General features: G+C 41.4%; 12 protein-coding genes, 1 other RNA gene and 1 pseudogene. 4 read left to right on the top strand and 10 right to left on the bottom strand.

What is annotated here, in order from left to right; genetic code table 11:
• Positions 1 to 443: 443 nt before the first annotated feature.
• Both argS and V7K97_RS08065 read left to right on the top strand, forming a co-directional pair.
• Positions 444 to 2198, top strand: coding sequence for an arginine--tRNA ligase (argS, locus tag V7K97_RS08060; protein ID WP_334800330.1), 1755 nt, complete (start codon positions 444 to 446; stop codon positions 2196 to 2198).
• A gap of 125 nt (positions 2199 to 2323) precedes the next feature.
• The gene (locus V7K97_RS08065; protein ID WP_334800331.1) at positions 2324 to 2905 is read left to right on the top strand and encodes a Uma2 family endonuclease; all 582 of its coding nucleotides are present in this window, start codon (positions 2324 to 2326) and stop codon (positions 2903 to 2905) included.
• Between the two features lie 19 nt (positions 2906 to 2924).
• Here the strand turns inward: V7K97_RS08065 and V7K97_RS08070 are convergent, their stop codons facing one another.
• A complete protein-coding gene (locus V7K97_RS08070) occupies positions 2925 to 3104 on the bottom strand; it encodes a hypothetical protein (RefSeq protein ID WP_334800332.1) in 180 nt (59 codons plus the stop codon).
• A gap of 58 nt (positions 3105 to 3162) precedes the next feature.
• Here V7K97_RS08070 and V7K97_RS08075 point away from each other — a divergent pair, with 58 nt between their 5' ends.
• Positions 3163 to 4239, top strand: coding sequence for an RNA-guided endonuclease InsQ/TnpB family protein (locus V7K97_RS08075; RefSeq protein WP_334800333.1), 1077 nt, complete (start codon positions 3163 to 3165; stop codon positions 4237 to 4239).
• Between the two features lie 94 nt (positions 4240 to 4333).
• Positions 4334 to 4855: a cobalamin biosynthesis protein gene (locus V7K97_RS08080; protein WP_334800334.1), complete on the top strand. Its 522-nt coding sequence runs from the start codon at positions 4334 to 4336 to the stop codon at positions 4853 to 4855.
• 5 nt (positions 4856 to 4860) lie between these two features.
• Here the strand turns inward: V7K97_RS08080 and V7K97_RS08085 are convergent, their stop codons facing one another.
• From V7K97_RS08085 to V7K97_RS08130, 9 genes and pseudogenes are all read right to left on the bottom strand, one after another.
• Positions 4861 to 5214, bottom strand: coding sequence for a phage holin family protein (locus V7K97_RS08085; RefSeq protein ID WP_334800335.1), 354 nt, complete (start codon positions 5212 to 5214; stop codon positions 4861 to 4863).
• An 89-nt stretch (positions 5215 to 5303) separates the two neighbouring features.
• A complete protein-coding gene (locus tag V7K97_RS08090) occupies positions 5304 to 5426 on the bottom strand; it encodes a hypothetical protein (RefSeq protein WP_334800336.1) in 123 nt (40 codons plus the stop codon).
• Between the two features lie 88 nt (positions 5427 to 5514).
• The gene (locus tag V7K97_RS08095) at positions 5515 to 6513 is read right to left on the bottom strand and encodes a peptidoglycan-binding protein (RefSeq protein ID WP_442936841.1); all 999 of its coding nucleotides are present in this window, start codon (positions 6511 to 6513) and stop codon (positions 5515 to 5517) included.
• A 147-nt stretch (positions 6514 to 6660) separates the two neighbouring features.
• Positions 6661 to 7932: a M16 family metallopeptidase gene (locus tag V7K97_RS08100; protein ID WP_334800337.1), complete on the bottom strand. Its 1272-nt coding sequence runs from the start codon at positions 7930 to 7932 to the stop codon at positions 6661 to 6663.
• Positions 7933 to 7985: 53 nt separating this feature from the next.
• Positions 7986 to 9314, bottom strand: coding sequence for a M16 family metallopeptidase (locus tag V7K97_RS08105; protein WP_442938899.1), 1329 nt, complete (start codon positions 9312 to 9314; stop codon positions 7986 to 7988).
• An 80-nt stretch (positions 9315 to 9394) separates the two neighbouring features.
• Positions 9395 to 15109: pseudogene (locus V7K97_RS31970) on the bottom strand (trifunctional serine/threonine-protein kinase/ATP-binding protein/sensor histidine kinase); the annotation flags it as partial.
• A 137-nt stretch (positions 15110 to 15246) separates the two neighbouring features.
• Positions 15247 to 15430: non-coding RNA, 6S RNA (gene ssrS / locus V7K97_RS08120), on the bottom strand.
• 60 nt (positions 15431 to 15490) lie between these two features.
• Complete coding sequence (locus V7K97_RS08125) at positions 15491 to 16645, bottom strand: 5-(carboxyamino)imidazole ribonucleotide synthase (RefSeq protein WP_334800344.1); 1155 nt, start codon at positions 16643 to 16645, stop codon at positions 15491 to 15493.
• On the bottom strand, positions 16642 to 17133 hold the full coding sequence (locus tag V7K97_RS08130) for a pentapeptide repeat-containing protein (protein WP_334800345.1): 492 nt from the start codon (positions 17131 to 17133) through the stop codon (positions 16642 to 16644). Before V7K97_RS08130 ends, V7K97_RS08125 begins: the two co-directional genes overlap by 4 nt.
• Between the last annotated feature and the right edge of the window lie 257 nt (positions 17134 to 17390).

A 17390-nucleotide genomic window follows, 5' to 3' on the forward strand; every position in this document is an offset into this window, starting at 1 on the left:
AAGTCTGCGTTAATCTAACTAAGAAAGTGCAATTGTTGTATATATAAAGACAATTGAGGAAAAGCTGAAAACGGATAATGGCATCTGTACGCACCTTTAGATGCATACAGTGCTTTGCTGAAGAGTTAGGATGAGTTAAATTGGACACAGAAAGTTGCGGTGGGCTACGTCTACCCTCATTAGAGATTGATATTAAGTGACCAGAACCTAAAACCAGAAGTTCCCGTATATTTACTAGATGGTTTATTCGACACACTACCTTTGATTTCACGACTCTTCAGATGTAGGGATTTTTTTCAATACTTTATTCACTATCTGCAAATAGCTGATGGCTGATGACAACCCTCCATTATCGGGGGTTGTTAATATCCCTGAATACTTTAGAGTGAAATAATCAAGCTTTTCTAGAGCGACATTCCCCCTCTCACAGATAAAATTTATATATGAACGCTACACAAGAAAAACTAAAAGATCAGGTAGAGCAGGCAATAGTTGCGGCTTTTGGCGCTGACTTTGCTGGAGTAGATCCCATTTTGGTTGCTGCTAGCAATCCTAAATTTGGCGATTATCAGGCGAATGTGGCTTTATCTCTGAGTAAAAAGTTAGGATTGCAACCAAGAGCGATCGCAGGTGCGATCGTTGATCAGCTAGATGTATCGGAAATCTGTGAACCACCAGAAATCGCTGGGCCAGGATTTATCAATCTCAAGCTGAAAACCGCATACTTAGAAGCACAACTAAACGCGATTCAAGCTGATCCCAGACTGGGAGTTCCAGCCGCGAAAACGCCGAAGCGGGAAATTGTGGATTTTTCCAGTCCGAATATTGCCAAAGAAATGCACGTCGGACACTTGCGTTCGACGATTATTGGTGATTCCATCGCCCGAATTTTAGAATTTCAAGGACACGATGTACTACGGTTAAATCATGTCGGTGATTGGGGTACGCAGTTTGGAATGTTAATCGCCTATCTGCGGGAAGTTTACCCAGACGCTCTTACCACCGCTAATGCTTTAGATATTGGTGATTTAGTCTCTTTTTATCGCCAAGCTAAACTGCGGTTTGATGCAGATGAAGTTTTTCAAGAAACAGCACGCCAAGAAGTTGTCAGATTACAAGCAGGTGCAGAAGATACAATCTATGCTTGGAAACTGCTGTGTGAACAGTCGCGGCGGGAGTTTGAAATAATTTATGAGTTGCTGGATATCAAGTTAACTGAACGCGGAGAATCTTTCTATAATCCTTTACTATCTGGGGTTGTGGAAGATTTAGATAAATCTGGGTTGCTGGTAGAAAATCAAGGGGCGAAATGCGTTTTTCTGGAAGGGTTTACAAATAGAGAAGGTGAACCTTTACCCTTAATTGTGCAAAAATCAGATGGCGGTTATAACTATGCCACAACCGATTTAGCTTCCCTCCGCTACCGGATTCAGCAAGATGAAGCAAAGCGGATAATTTATGTAACAGATGCTGGACAAGGAAACCATTTTGCCCAATTTTTCCAGGTAGCACGCAAAGCTGGTTGGATTCCCGATGATGTGGAATTAGTGCATGTTCCCTTTGGGTTGGTATTAGGAGAAGATGGTAAAAGAATCAAAACTCGTTTTGGGGACAGTGTGCGGTTACGGGATTTATTAGACGAAGCTGTTTCTCGTGCCCATGCTGATCTAAAAACTAGATTACAAAAAGAAGAACGCCAAGAAACTGAAGACTTTATTAATGAAGTTGCTAGGGTAGTTGGAATCAGTGCAGTTAAGTATGCAGACTTAAGCCAAAATCGCACCAGTAACTACATCTTCAGCTACGACAAAATGCTGGATCTCAAAGGTAATACTGCGCCCTATATGCTGTATGTTTATGCGCGGATTCATGGAATTAGCCGTAAGGGTGATATTAACTTTAAGGAGTTGGGAAACAATGCTGTTTTGTTGCAGCATGAAACAGAATTAACGCTAGCAAAATACTTACTTCAACTGGATGAAGTTATTAGTAGTGTAGAGCAAGACTTGCTGCCTAATCGTTTATGTGAGTATTTGTTTGAACTGAGTCAGAAGTTTAATCAGTTTTATGATCGCTGTCCCATATTACAAGCCGAGGAGCCACAAAGAACATCCCGCTTGGTTTTATGTGATTTGACTGCTAGAACTCTGAAGTTGGGATTAGATTTGTTGGGAATTCGGGTATTGGAGAGGATGTAATATTTTTTTAACGCAAAGTTACGCTGAGGTAGCGCAAAGGTACGCAGAGTAAGAGTTAAGTTAAAGCTTCTTTGTGTACTTTGCGGTTTTTTAATTAGAATTGCTGGGTTTGGAGGCGATCGCAAATGGTACAGACATCATCAAAAAACATAACTTTGGCTTCGTTTCTCATCCTACCAGAAACCAAGCCCGCTAGTGAGTACATCAATGGTGAAATTATTCAAAAACCTATGGCACAGGGAAAGCACAGTACAATTCAAGGTGAAATGGTTAGCACTATTAATTTAACGGTGAAGCCCAAGCGAATTGCACGAGCATATCCAGAACTGCGGTGTACTTTTGGTGAAAGGTCAATAGTGCCAGATGTTTCTGTGTTTACTTGGCAAAGAATTCCTCGTGATGAAAATGGCCAAGTTGCCAACGTCTTCAAAGCCGCTCCCGATTGGACTATCGAGATTCTATCACCTGACCAAAGACAAACAAAAGTTACAAAAAACATTCTGCATTGCCTGAATTATGAAACACAAATGGGCTGGCTGATTGATCCAGAAGAACAAACGGTATTTGTATACATCCGCAATCAACAGCCGGTCATGTTGGATGAATTAGAAGCTTTACTTCCTGTACCAGATTTTGCAAGTGAGTTGAGGCTGACGGTGGGAGATTTATTTGCTTGGCTGTTGGAGATAAAACTAAGCCGCCAATAACGTAGACAAACCTGCACTTCTATTGACAACCATCTACACCTTTAATTAGCTCATCAACAAACTTTCTAAGCCGTTCTTGCCAGTCAGGAACGGACTTTAGCTTGTCCTTAACTCCTGGTAACACCTTAAAGCATACGGGGTCTTTATCGAAGGGGCGATTGCTCGTAAAACCTAGTTTATGTTTTTTTTGAAAAGTCATTGCAATTAAGTGCTACTATTAGTATACTAATAGTAGCACAGCATTAAAGGTCGAAATAATGCTTTTATCCATCAAGACAAAGTTAAAACTAAGTAAAACTCAAGAAATAATAATGAGTAAACACGCTGGAATAGCGAGATTTACTTACAACTGGGGTTTAGCTACTTGGAATAATCTTTATAAGGATGGATTAAAGCCTAACAAATATATCCTTAAAAAGTTCTTTAACAACCATGTAAAACCGGAACTTATATGGATTAAAGAAACGGGTATTTGTCAGAAAATAACTCAATATGCTTTCGATAACTTAGGTGATGCTTTCTCCAGATTCTTTCTTCGGAAAGCTGGCTATCCTAACTTTAAAAAGAAAGGACGACACGACTCTTTTACTATTGATACTGGTGGAAAACCTATTCCTGTTGGTGGTAAGTCAATAAAGCTGCCTATGATTGGATGGGTAAGAACTTACGAAAGTTTACCCCATACAACATGTAAGTCAATCACGATATCTCGAACTGCTGATAGTTGGTTTATTGCTTTCGCTTATGAGCAAGAACATGAGCCAACCACCAAACAGCACGATGTTGTAGGCGTTGATTTAGGTGTTAAAGAATTGGCTACACTTTCGACTGGGGTGGTATTCCCTAATCCCAAGCATTACAAAACTAATCTAGAAAAACTAAGAAGACTATCTAGAAAGTTTTCGAGAAAATTTATTGGGTCTAACAACAGATATAAAGCTAAAATCCAACTCGCTAAACATCATGCTAGGGTAGCTAATCTCAGGAAAGATACGATCCACCAAATCACTACTTTCTTATGCAAAAACCACGCTCATATTGTAGTAGAAGATTTGAATATCTCTGGGATGCTGTCTAATCATAAATTAGCCCAAGTAATTGCTGATTGTGGTTTCCATGAGTTTAAAAGGCAGTTGGAATATAAAGCTAAAAAGTTTGGTTGTGAAATAATAGTCGCTTCTAGATGGTATCCATCGAGTAAAACCTGTTCAAATTGCGGTCATATTCAAGATATGCCACTAAAAGAAAGAATTTACAACTGTGAAAGTTGTAGTCATTCTATAGACAGGGATTTAAACGCGGCAATTAATTTATCACGGTTGGCTTCACCGTGAAAGCTTACTGAGGGATAACCGCTCCCATGCTCCCAATGAAGTAAGAAGTAAATGTCTAGACTTGTCTAGCTTTTATATAGCAGTAAACCCAAGTATGAGAAATCATCCCCAAGCGCTCAATGGTAGACACGAATTGAGTCAGGAAATAGACCTGCAACAGGTTTTATGGGTAGGAATCGGTTGTAAACGGGGAACTTCATGGGAGTTGATTGACTGGGCGATTGAGCAAGTCTTTCGAGAAAATCAACTTGTTCAAAGTGCGATCGCAGGTATTGCTACCATTGACACTAAAGCCTCGGAAGTTGGTTTAGTAGAACTTTGCAACCTCCGCAATTTGCCCCTAAAAACCTTTTCTGCCCAAATTCTTCGCTCTGTCTGTGTCCCCAACCCTGCCACAATTACTGACCAAAAAGTAGGTACACCTAGTGTAGCAGAGGCAGCTGCTATTCTCGCAGCTACTCAACTCACCCCCTTGACTGTTTTCCCCTTTACAAGCATAGAGGAATTGCGGGTGATGTTCTTAGTTCCTAAACGAATTTTCCAGGTAAAAGGGCAAGCAGGAGCGGTAACACTAGCTGTTGCCCAAACCTCAAATAATAGTATTACAATTTACTAATTTTTCTAGTCAACAACTCTCAAAAAATAGTTAATTACGCTAGAAACGATTGCTAGCACAATTGAACCTAATAAAGCAGGTAAAAAGCCCTGAATCTCAAAACCATAACCAGGAGTTAGGGCACTTGCTAACCAAAGGGTTAAGGCGTTGATCACTAATGTAAATAAACCAAAGGTAAGTAAGGTAATCGGAAACGTCAAAATCTGCAAAATTGGTCTAATAAATGCATTAACCAGACCAATAACAAAGGCAGCGACCAAGGCAGTCACAAAATTCTTGATAAAGAATCCCGGAACGATATTAGCAGTAATAAATAACGCCACTGCACTACCGAGCCAAGTTAATAAAAAGTGTTGCATAAGTTTTTTTAGAGGAATTAGCAGTTTAATTAATTTGACTATTGCCAGTTGTGATCTACAACACCATCAGGCGCAATTGGATCTAGCTCCTAAAGTTGCTGTACTCTCTGGTCAGCCCAAAAGCGATGTAATTTTTCAGCGATCGCATCGAGAGATACTTCTAATGGGTGTATCTTTATCCTATTGCAGGATGTACCACGAATTAAATTCATCAAAGTGGCAAAATTCGTACAGGGGTTTCTCTCAGTCGAAAAACCTCTGTATCTAAAAGTGGTTATCTAGCCCTAGCAAGTTCCAAAGTTAACGCTGTTGGGGCGATCGCCGCAAAAGAACCTCCCAGGTAGAGCCGCCAACTACACCATCAGCCTCTAAACCATAGCGCTGTTGTGCAGCTTTTACGGCTGCCTCAGTTGTCACGCCAAAGTCTCCATCAGCATCGCCTTTCAAGTAACCAAGCTTTTTCAGTTGTTGTTGCAACTTAACAACTTCCGAACCATGTAATCCTAGACGCAAAATTGGTAATCCTTCTGAGGTGTATTGAATACCAGGGGTTCGGGTAGTAGTTGTGTTTGACTGAGTTCGAGTAGTTGATGTAGTACGATTTGGGGTTTTCTGTGTGCTGGAAGTTCTAGTTTTTCTTGGGGTAGCAGGTCTTGGTTCCGGGGTGGTCGAAACTTGTGTTACAGCTTTTTTTGGGGTAGTAGGTTTTGGTTCAGAGCTAGTGGGAACTTGTGTTACGGGGTTGGGGTTAGGATTTGCAACGTTGGTGAGGTTACTAGCCTGGGTTGGAACAGGAAAATTTGTCGCTGAGTTAAATCTGGGCTGGGATGAAGGGATGGTTGATGCTGCTACTGGTTGATTAGGGAAAAGTCGTTGCCAAGTGCTGGCATCAACAATGCCATCTGGATTTAAGCCAGCAGCTTGTTTAAACCGGGCAACAGCAGTGGCCGTATTCTCACTGTATATACCATCTACGGCACCAGAGTAAAAACCCAAAAGTTTCAGAGCTGCCTGAAGTTCAGACACGCGTTCACCTTGGCTACCAACTTTAAGGATCGGGCGGTTGATGCTATCTCCAGGATTTACTTGGGCAATTTTTTGTGGCGCAGCTATTGATACTACAGGACAGAAGGCGATAAGCAGAGGTGTAGTAGAGAACAAGAGTATTTCAATCGCTGAGAAAGATTTAGACCTCTTTGGCCACCAACCCTTTTGCCGCTTTTCCATTCTACAGCGATTTACAGTTGGGTCTAGTAATTTTAAGTAACTCAAAATACTTGCTGTCAGGCTGCCTTGCATGGAATTTACTCCCAGAATATTCTCATGCTAATGGTACAGCCGCTTGGCCTAAAAAACAGCTGCTCCATTTACGATGTCTACGACGGGCGTAGCTGCGGCACATAAAATACGCCTGCTACCTATTAAAAATGAGGAATTAGAGCAAGGCTAGGCGATCGCTCGATTAATTGCTTCTTCTTGACCAACTAAAGACAAGTAAGGCTCTTGTAAATACTTACAAGCTGAAGCGATGGCATCCTGGGCACTCACAGCCGCAATCAATTCTTGAAACTTGGTGTCAAAATCAATTCCTAAGCCCAAAGTTTCATACCAGCCGTATATCTGAGCAATTTGCCCGTTCGTTTGTTTACCCAAGGCATACTGTCCCAGAATCTTGTTTTTAGCAGCTTGAAGGGCGCTTTCAGATACTTCGGTGGTAGACAATAAATCTACTTCTGTACGCAGTCCTTCTAGGGCAATGCTGGTATTCTCCGGCGCTGTACCCATATAAACTACAAATGACGCTGGAAATAGCCTTGTGGAGTAAAAGGCGGATACTTCATAAGCTAAACCTCGTTTTTCCCGCAATTCGACAAACAAGCGACTAGAAAGACCATTTCCCAAGTAGGTACACAGCAACTTCAGGGCGGCGTAATCAACAGAATTAACCGATGTTCCTAAATAACCGAGCATCACGATTGATTGTTGTGTCTGTATTGGCTTCAGCCTTACCTGCGGTTCCACCTTAATTTCAGGTAAATTTAGTATTGGTAATGCTTGGGCTGGCGCTTGCCAATCAGCAAAAACTTCTTCCACTAATGCTACGGCGTCTGTGGGTGTGACTCTACCAGCAATACTAATTACTACATTATCTGGACGGAAATAAGTTTGGTGATACTCCACTAAATCCGCACGAGTTAAGCGGCTCATGGTGGATTCATCTCCCAGTACTGACATAGAGTATGGGTGATTTTGGTACATTACCTGCCGCATTTGTTCAAAGGCGACATTGAACGGCTGCTCTTTTTGGGAACGAATATCTTGGAGTGCTAAACGCCGTTCTAGTTCCACTTGAGTTTCGGGAAAAGTAGGCGATCGCAAAATCCGTCCTGCCAATGTTAAAATTTCCGCAAAATCGGATGTTACCGTTTTGAAAGATAGCAAAAAATAATCAGTGCTGGCATCTGTGCCCAAACTCGCTCCTACAGACTCAACTTTCTCGGCAATTTCTAAACTAGAAAGTCCATCGCATCCCTTTGTCATCACTGCTGATAGCAAATGTGCCAACCCTGCTTGCTCCCGGTTTTCATTACAACTACCGGCACGCACAAAGATTCGCGCTGCAATAATGTCCGCAGCAGGGTTTTCTGCCACCAGCACGACAATGCCATTGTTCAATACGGTGCGATGTATAGGTGATTTTTGCAGCAAGGTTGTCATTTGTCCTTTGTCCTTTGTCCTTTGTCATTTGCCCAATCCACCATGCCCAATAACTAACAAGGTCTAAGCACAGTAACCGCGTAATTCTCAGGCGATAGATACTGTTTAGCTAACTTTTGCAGTTCTTGGGCATCAAAAGACTGAATCTGCTGGGGATATGTCACAGCTAATTCAGCTTGGGCGATGGTATTGTAGTATCCATAAAGCCCCGTTAGCTGATTTGGCGTTTCGGTAGAAAATGCATACTCGTTACATAGTAGTCTACGTGTACGAGCAAGTTCCGGTTCACTAATTCCTGTAGTCTGCAAATCATCTAAATGAGCGCAAATTAAAGACTCAACTTCCTCCAGATTTTCTGGTTCTAACCAGGCAGTTATTGTAAATAAACTTGATTCTCGTTGGAGAGAAAAACTACTGCAAATTCCCTGTACCAATTGCAAATCTTCTCGCAAATCACGCACTAAACGCGAAGTCCGCCCTTCTGCCAATAACACCGACAACAAATCTAAAGCATAGCCAGTGCGGATTTCTTCTACTCCGGGTACTAGCCACGCCATCAATAATCGTGCTTGCTCGATGCGTGGTAAACACAGTTCTTGACGGCAAATTCCTGTTATCACTGGCTTTGCCACTTTCTCGAACTGCGGACAATTCGAGCGTTCGGCAAAATCAGCAAATGAATCATTTACCATTTCCCAAGCTGGTTGCTGGGCTATACCCCCGGCAATTACCACTGTCATGTTTTCCGGCTGATAGTGAGTGCGGTGAAAACAGCGCATTGCTTCTGGTGATTGCTGCATCAGTTCTTGCTCAGTACCCAACACCGAACGCCCGTAAGGGTGACGTTGATAAATGCTTTGAATCAGAGTTTGAAATCCTATCCAGTCGGAATCGTCTTGACAAGAGCGAATTTCTTCTAGCACCACATCCCGTTCTCGGCTAAATTCATCTTCTGGAATTGCCGCATTGAGTAGTAGTTCTCCCAAGTAGGGCAGAGTATCTTTTAAATAAGGGGAAGCTGTGGTGAGTGAATAATGAGCGTAATCATAGCTTGTTGCCGCATTACTCACGCCCCCCCGGTTTTCAACTTTGTAGTCGAACATTCCAGGGGGTAGCGTCGCCGTACCTTTAAAAATCATGTGTTCTAAAAAGTGCGCCATGCCGAACCAAGGTTCTGGCTCTAGGCTGGCTCCAGCCCGCACCCAAACATCTGCCACAACGACAGGAGTGGTGGGAATTTCTTGATGAATAAAAGTTAAACCACTCTCTAGTCGGAAGACCGAGGCTGGAAATACGGTATTAGTTAGTTGTTTTAACAATTTTTGTAGCTTTAACCACAATTTGACGCAATTGTGTAATCTTAACTCTGAACGATACCTCATTTAGAATCAAGTTATACAGATTTTATAGAATTGTGCGATCGCTGTTCTTTGCACTACCGAAAAATTAGAAGCGTTATGCATTAAAACACTGGAATCTCAATGATAAATTCTGTTCCTTCGCCAAGCACAGAATTGCACCTCAAACGTCCATCATGGGTTTCCTCGACAATTTGCCGAGCGATCGCTAATCCTAATCCGGTTCCTTTCCCAACCTCTTTAGTTGTAAACAGGCGATCAAAGATCCTGGCTTTAATCTCCTCTGGCATCCCCTCACCGTTATCTTTGATGCGAATTGTTACCATATTTTGGTCATTGGATACTTCGGTGTAAATCAGTATTTGCTGATGATTAGCTTGCACTTGGGCAAAAGAAAGTCCCTGAATGGAGGTATCTAAGGCATCAATGGCGTTGGCGAGGATATTCATAAATACTTGATTCAATTGTCCTAAAAAGCACTTAGCTGGTGGTAGTATACCGTATTCGGTGATGACTTCGATCGCTGGACGTTTTTCGTTAGCTTTGAGGCGATACTTCAAAATCAACAGGGTACTCTCAATCCCTTCATGGAGGTTACAAGCAACTTTTTCGGCTGTATCGGCTCTGGAGAAGGTACGGAGACTGGTACTAATATCTTCAATGCGATCGCTTGCCACTTTCATCGAACTTACTAGCTTTGGTAAATCTTCAGTCAGGAATTCTAAGTCAATTTTTTCGCCATGCTCAATGACTGCGATCGCCGGAGTGGGATAATGTTGTTTAAGCAATTGAATATGGGCGATTAAGTCTTGAGTATACTCTTCGGCATTGTTGAGGCTGCCTTTGAGAAATCCAATCGGATTATTAATTTCATGTGCCACCCCAGCAACTAAATTGCCCAAGGTTGCCATTTTTTCGTTTTGCACCATCTGTAATTGGGTATGCTCAAGTTCTTGTAGCGATCGCTCTAACTGTTGGGCATAATTTTGAGATTCTTGATAAAGACGGGCATTTTCTAGAGAGATGGCAGCTTGAGCGCATAGCAGTTGGATAACTTCGGTGCGATCGCTCGTAAATGCACCAATTGTCAAAGGATTTTCTAAATATAGCAGCCCGATAAGTTTACCCTGATTTAACATCGGCGTACACAACACACTCTTAGGTTGTTGCTGGATGAAATATGGATCGGCAATAAAATCAGTTTGTGCTGTTACATCATCCAGCACAACAGTTTTTAAGCTATGTTTGACAAAGTTTAGCAGTGTAATGGGAATGCCTTTGCTGATTGACAATGGTACAGATACCAGAGTGACTCCTTCATTGATGGTGGCTACAGCTTCAACCACTAAGTTGCCTTGTTGGAGTACCAGTAGAGCAGCTTTTTGTGCCCCAGCATTTGCCATCACCACTTGCAAAAGGCTAGTGAGCAACTGCTCTAATTGAATTTCACTGGAGAGAGCTTGTGAGGCTTTAAAGATGGTAGCAAAATCGATGGCTTCAGAAATACTGCTGCTAGAAAGATTTGTGTGGATGGTTTGATGTGGAAATGATGATCGATCAATGGTTGAACTCAGTTGAAGGCGATGATGCTGCCCTTGTAAGATGGGAGCCAAGAGTTGAGGATAACGTTTTTCTAAATCCTCAGTTTTGGCTTTAGCGCCCCAACGAGCATAGCAGTAATAAGCTTCCTGCATATAAACTTGAGCGATTTTTTCTTTGCCACAGTCGAGGTAGAACTTGGCAGCTAGCTCATTGCTCAAGGCTTCTTCTTGAATATATTCATTTTCTTTCGCAAGATAAATGGCGCGATCGTAGAGTTCCATTGCTTTGTTTTTTTGCAACAAAATCCGCCGCCGTTCTGCTTCGACTAAGTAAAATTTGTGTTGATGGTTCATTGGGGCATGATGTGCCCATTTTTTCAGCTTTTTTTGATGAGACGTTACTTTTTTCAGAATCTGTTTTTGCTCGGTAGCTGTTGCTGTTGCATAGAGAATTAGTTGGGTTAGCGCCTGATAAAAATAAACTATTGGGACAATTGCCGCCGATGTTACCCCATCTAAATAGGTTATTGCCTTAATTGCTGCCTCAGATGCTCCGGTATAATTTTCAAACAGGTAGCAAAGTATTAGTTCATTGGCATAGCTAAAGCTTAATCCCGTGCGATCGCCTGCTTGCTCTTGTAATGGGCGAATAGTTTGAACATCATAAACAGCACCTGATAAGTAACAGGTATTAGTAGATCCCAACAAATTCAAAATTGCTTGACGAAATGAATTAATATAGGTCTGAGGTTTTTCTTGTCTAAAATTGCTGTAGACTTCAGCATAGTCACCCATCTGTTTTTCTAACTCAGCCAATTCCTGCCCCATCAAATATCCATGAAAACTACAGGTATAGCTAGCCCAAGCAGCATATTCAATATCTCCTGTTTCTAACCCCACTTGATAGGCTTCAATTAACGGTGCAATTGTGTCTTGAAGGGATTGATGCCAGTGATTAATAAATGTTTGAACAATGAAGAAGGTTCTAGCTTTGAATTCCTGACTAGGGAATTTTTCGAGAACTTGTAATGCTAATTGACCAAATTTATAACCTGTCTCAATATTTCCCAGAATGCCACACTCAATCAATCCATACCAGGCATAGCCGAATGCAGATGCTGCCGCATTGCCGTATTGCATTGATAAATTGACTTCGCTCAAAATGATTGGTGGTAGTAAATCTGGACGAGCAATATAAGCCGTTGAATTTGTACTAGCCAGAATTCGGATTGCTGCCAGTTCTTTGCCCCCTGTCATGTTAGGTAAATCAATCAAACTTAAGGGAGATTTACCTAAAAATCGTAATTTTGTTTGAGCTAAACTAAATAAAGTTTGCGTTTGATTTGCTTGATGAGATAATTTGACACCTAAGAGATTTAGCAGTGCGATCGCAGTTTCAATCGAATCATCAAAACGACTCTGAGCTAAATAAGATTGGATTTGGATTTCAATCGCTTTCACCCGATCTAGTAAGACGTTAGCATGTTGTTGCACTTGCTTAACAAATTCTTCTACCTGCTCAAACTGTCCCATAAGATAGGCTGCTGAAGCCGCTTCTTCATACAAGGCTAATGTGAGCAAATATTGTTGTTGCCAGCTATCTGTTCTTAATAGCTGAATACCGCAACTGATATATTCGATTGTATTAGCATAAGCAGTGGATAATTTAGCTTTTTGCCCAGCCAGTAAATTTAACTGTGCTAATTGATCTCGGTCAGACTGTTGAGTGATTAGCTTTACACCAATATTCAACTGATTAACAATCTCAAAAATTCTCTCTTCCTGCTTCTTAATAGGTATTTTTCTTAATAGCAGTTGACCAATTTGCAGATGGATAGATTGCTTCTTTGACTCTGGTATTAACGCATAAGCTGCTTGTTGAACGCGGCTGAGGGGGTGACGAAAACCCCTAGACCTAAGACACAGCAAGAATTTTAAGCGAGTGTGCCATAAAAAAGTAAACACCATTTTCCGGCTTTATTGATTCTATTATCAATAACCTTAGGGCAAAAGTCTTGTTTTTCGTTGGGAAATGTTCTAAATTTACTTTTATCTTTTTTCGGCTCACTCTTCTACAATTATTGCTGCATAAGGGTTATAAGGTAGATTGTCGCCCCCTCAGTGAACGCGGTCGTGTAAAAATTTATAGTTTACAGTTAACGAACTTTGTAATAAATCCTGTGTTTCCCGGCCGACATAGAATTTGTAAACCTCACTTTGTGGCAGGACTAATCCCTCTTGTAATGCCTTCCAGAGAAATGTTGCTGTTTCAGTTTCAGAATTTTCAGAAACCATTGCCAATGTTGCCAAATCAAATTGATTACCAATACAAGCCGCTAATTTTAAAACATTTTGCGTTGATTCTGGCAATTTTCGCAACTGTAATACCATAAAATCAACCACATCATCTGTTAGGGCTAACGCCTTCACCTGGGCAATATTACACTGCCAGCTTCCGCTCTCTAAATCAAATTTAATTAGCTGGTCTTGATGCAACGCTTTGAAAAATTGTGTACTAAAAAATGGATTACCCTTGGTTTTCTGATATACTAATTCTGTTAGTGAATGTGTAACTTTTAGTGAACAGTTTAGGGTGTCAGCAACCAGTTGATTTAAACTTGTTTCACTCAGAGGAGCTAATATAATTTTGTTAATGGTAGCATTGGCTTTGGCAATTTCATCTAATGTCAACATCAATGGATGGGCAGGAAAAACTTCATTATCTCGATAAGCTCCAATTAATAATAAATAGCCTGATTTTGACTCATTCATTAGTAACTGGATCAACTTCAGCGATGCTGAGTCTGCCCACTGCATATCATCTAAAAAAATGACTAGGGGATGTTCTTTGGTAGTGAATACTTGAATAAATTTTTGTAATAATAGATTAAACCGATTCTGGGCTGCACTTGCTGAAAGTTCTGTTGCTGGTGGTTGTTGACCAATAATTTGTTCTAGTTCGGGAATTACCTCAAGAATGACTTGCCCATTTTCACCCAGCACTTGTAAAATTTTATTTTTCCAAGTTGACAAATGGGCATCACTTTCACTCAACAATTGCCCCATTAAGTCTCGAAATGCCTGCACAAAAGCAAAAAAGGGAATATTCCGATTAAATTGGTCAAATTTGCCTTTGATAAAGTAGCCCCTTTGCTGGACAATGGGTTTGTGAACCTCGTTAACAATTGCCGTTTTACCAATACCAGAAAAACCAGCCACCAGCATTAGTTCTATCCCTCTCAGTTCCTCAGGGGGGTTGGTAACGCGGTCAAAGGCTTTGAGGAGAGTTTCAACTTCATGCTCACGGCCATAGAGTTTTTCTGGGATAATAAAGCGATCGCACACATCCCGTTGAGCAATTGAGAAACTGACAATTTTCCCCGTTTCCTTGAGTTGAGCCAAACAATTTTCTAAATCATATTTCAACCCAAATGCACTCTGATAGCGGTCTTCGGCATTTTTCGCCATCAATTTGCTGACAATAGATGAGAGTACAGGCGCAATTTGGGGATTAATCTCATGTACTAAAGGCGGAAGTTTGGCAATATGACAATGTACCAATTCCATCGGGTCGTGTGATTGAAATGGTAATTGTCCTGTTAGTAACTCGTAAAAAGTTACACCTAAAGAATAAAAGTCGGTACGGTAATCAATCCCCCGATTCATCCGTCCAGTTTGCTCTGGAGACAAATAACCGAGTGTCCCTTCTAGCACATTTGGACTCATGAAAATTTGAGTTTCTCGTGGCAACAGAGATGCAATACTAAAGTCAATTAACTTAACTTCTTTAGTTTCTGGATTAATTAAAATATTGGCAGGTTTAATATCTTTGTGAATGATCCGATTACGAATTAGAATATCTAATGCATTACACAGTGCGATCGCAATTGGTAAAAACTCCATCAGAGATTCTACCCTTCCCCCCACTACTTCGGCAACTCTTGGAGACGCTACGCGTAGCTTGCTTCCCCGGAGGGGTACGTTCAGTACAAGTCCCCATTCCTTCAAGGAAATTCCCCCAAAGTCTTCCATCACTAACGCATAGCCATTCTGATAGGGTTCCAGACTATAGGTTTGGATGATTCCAGGTAGATTCAAATTTTTGGCGATGGTGAATTGGTTGCGAAACTGTACTAATTCACTGAAGCTGGGATAAACAGTTTTCATCAGCTTAATCACCACAGATTTTTGGTCAGTTTCTCGATTAGCACGATAAACTAAGGTTCGGGAACCATTGTAGAGTTCTTTGCTAACGTGATATCCGGGAATGCTGACCATAAGACTTAATTCTTGAAACCTCACTATCTAGGTTTCCCAAAAACATGGCAATTTTTACTGTCAGTTCGCTCATTTTAAACAGACTTCACATAATTAAAGCTCCCAAATTCTAATTGACTTTGGGAGCTAATAATTTTAAGTTCACCGCGACGCCGTTTTACCTAAGTTTATGACCTGGGTTTATCCAGGTGGGAACCTAAATTCCTCGTTTAAAGTTTCCGGGTACATGCCCGGTATACTGCCACGAGAACAGTTGACTCCCTTGTCATTAAAGGCATAGATCAAAAAACTTGATGGCAGTCACCAACGTCGTAGTGCAACTCATTCATTATAGCTTTTCAAAAGATGTTGTGTGTTCAACATCGAAAGTTTCTGTTCAATTTACCTGGGATACCAGATAAATTCTATGGTATTGGCGATCGCACTTCCTAACCCAAGATTCTGATTATCTAGCAAAACGGTGACATGTCCTAACTTTCGTCCCAGACGTGATTCTGTCTTTCCATACCAGTGGACGTGCGCGTGGGGAATTTCTGCTATTTGTTGACGCTGGCTTTGGTAGTCGCTGTGAGAATTTTCATATCCCAATAGGTTCACCATCACAGCGCCAAAGCACTGCAAAGCCGGATTTCCTAAAGGTAAACCAGAAACGGCTCTCAGGTGTTGCTCAAACTGAGAAGTTTCGCAAGCGTCAAGAGAAAAATGCCCAGAATTGTGGGTACGGGGCGCAATTTCATTTACCAGGATTTTGCCATCAGCAGTGAGAAATAGCTCAATTCCAAAAATTCCCACTACTTCTAGGCTATTTAATAGAGTATGTGCGATCGCTTCTATTTCTGCTACTTGATTGGGCGTAATCTCGGCTGGCGCAATCACCCGCCGACACACTTGTTGTTCTTGTTGGGTTTCCACTACTGGGTAAGTGACAATTTTTCCCTCTACAGAACGCGCGGCAATTATTGCTAGTTCCCGTTCAAAAGGGACAAATTCTTCTAATAAGAAAGGTGATTGATTGAAAGTTTTTGTTGTGCTTTCATAACTTAGCTTTTGCTGTAAAGTAGCAAAATCATGAATTATGAAAGTACCTTGACCGTCATAACCGTGACGGCGAGATTTGAGGACTACTGGAAAACCGAGATATTCTATTTTTGATTTAATATTTTCCACCTCGTCAAGGGCGAAAAATTGAGGAACTGGTAAACCCAAATCGCGTAAATAGCAACGCTGATGATATTTATCTAAAAGAGGGGCTAAAGCTTCTAATCTGGGACGGAAACAAACGCCTTGCTGTGCTAAAAGAGATAAAGCTTGCAGGTTAACAAATTCGTTTTCAAAGGTGATGACATCGCATTTTTTAGCTAATATTTCTGTAGCACTAGCGTCATCTACCGCAGCGAAAACAGTTTCTTTCGCAATTGACACGGCCGGGTCGTGTTCGCTAGGAGTTTGTATTACCAATTCTAACCCTAGCTTCTGTGCTGCATCCGCCATCATCCAGGCTAGTTGTCCACCACCAATTACACCAACACGTTTCATTGACATCCTAAAGAATCACGAGTTTGCACGCCTGTTTTGGAATTCACACCACTGGCTTTACCGCACAGTTCTTTGATTTGCGCTCTATCCAAAATTGCATCTGTAAAATCTGCACCGTCTATATTCACATCATCAAAGATGGCGCGGAGCAAAAGAGCTTCTTTGAAAACTGCATCGCTCAAATCTGCCTTAGTCAAGTTTACCTGATCAACCATTGCATTAGTTAAATCTGCTCCGTGGAGATTTGCTTTTGTCATCACCGAAGCGCTCATGACTGCTCCGCGTAAGTCAGCGTTTGTAAAGTTAGTCAGTTCCATATTGGCGTTAGAAAACTCCGCAGCTTGCAAACTCTGTCCAGAAAAGTCACGTCTTGACAACTCTGCATTGCTAAATGACAGTGGATGAGTCCAGTCTACTGCCATTGCGGGATCAGCCACGCACCAGATAATAATTCCGAGAATGAACGCTAACCCTTGTTGCCAAAACATATTGAGAGCCAATTTGCTATCTAATCGCTGCATTTAAGCTTACCGCATTTGAATATGTTCGTATTGAGCGATTCATCGCTCAATATAAGGATTATTAGGACTAAAGTCCTGACTACAAACTTTAATTTATTTACGCCTAGCTACGTGAACTACCTACACCGCCTGAGTACAGGTCGGTGTAGGCTTCTGGTACATTCTTAATGTTGCCAGAACTTCCTTCGAGGTACTATTAGTAGTAGAGTCACCCACTACCGGAT

The sequence above is a fragment of the Nostoc sp. genome (genome assembly GCF_036917815.1).
Taxonomy (GTDB): Bacteria; Cyanobacteriota; Cyanobacteriia; order Cyanobacteriales; family Nostocaceae; genus Nostoc.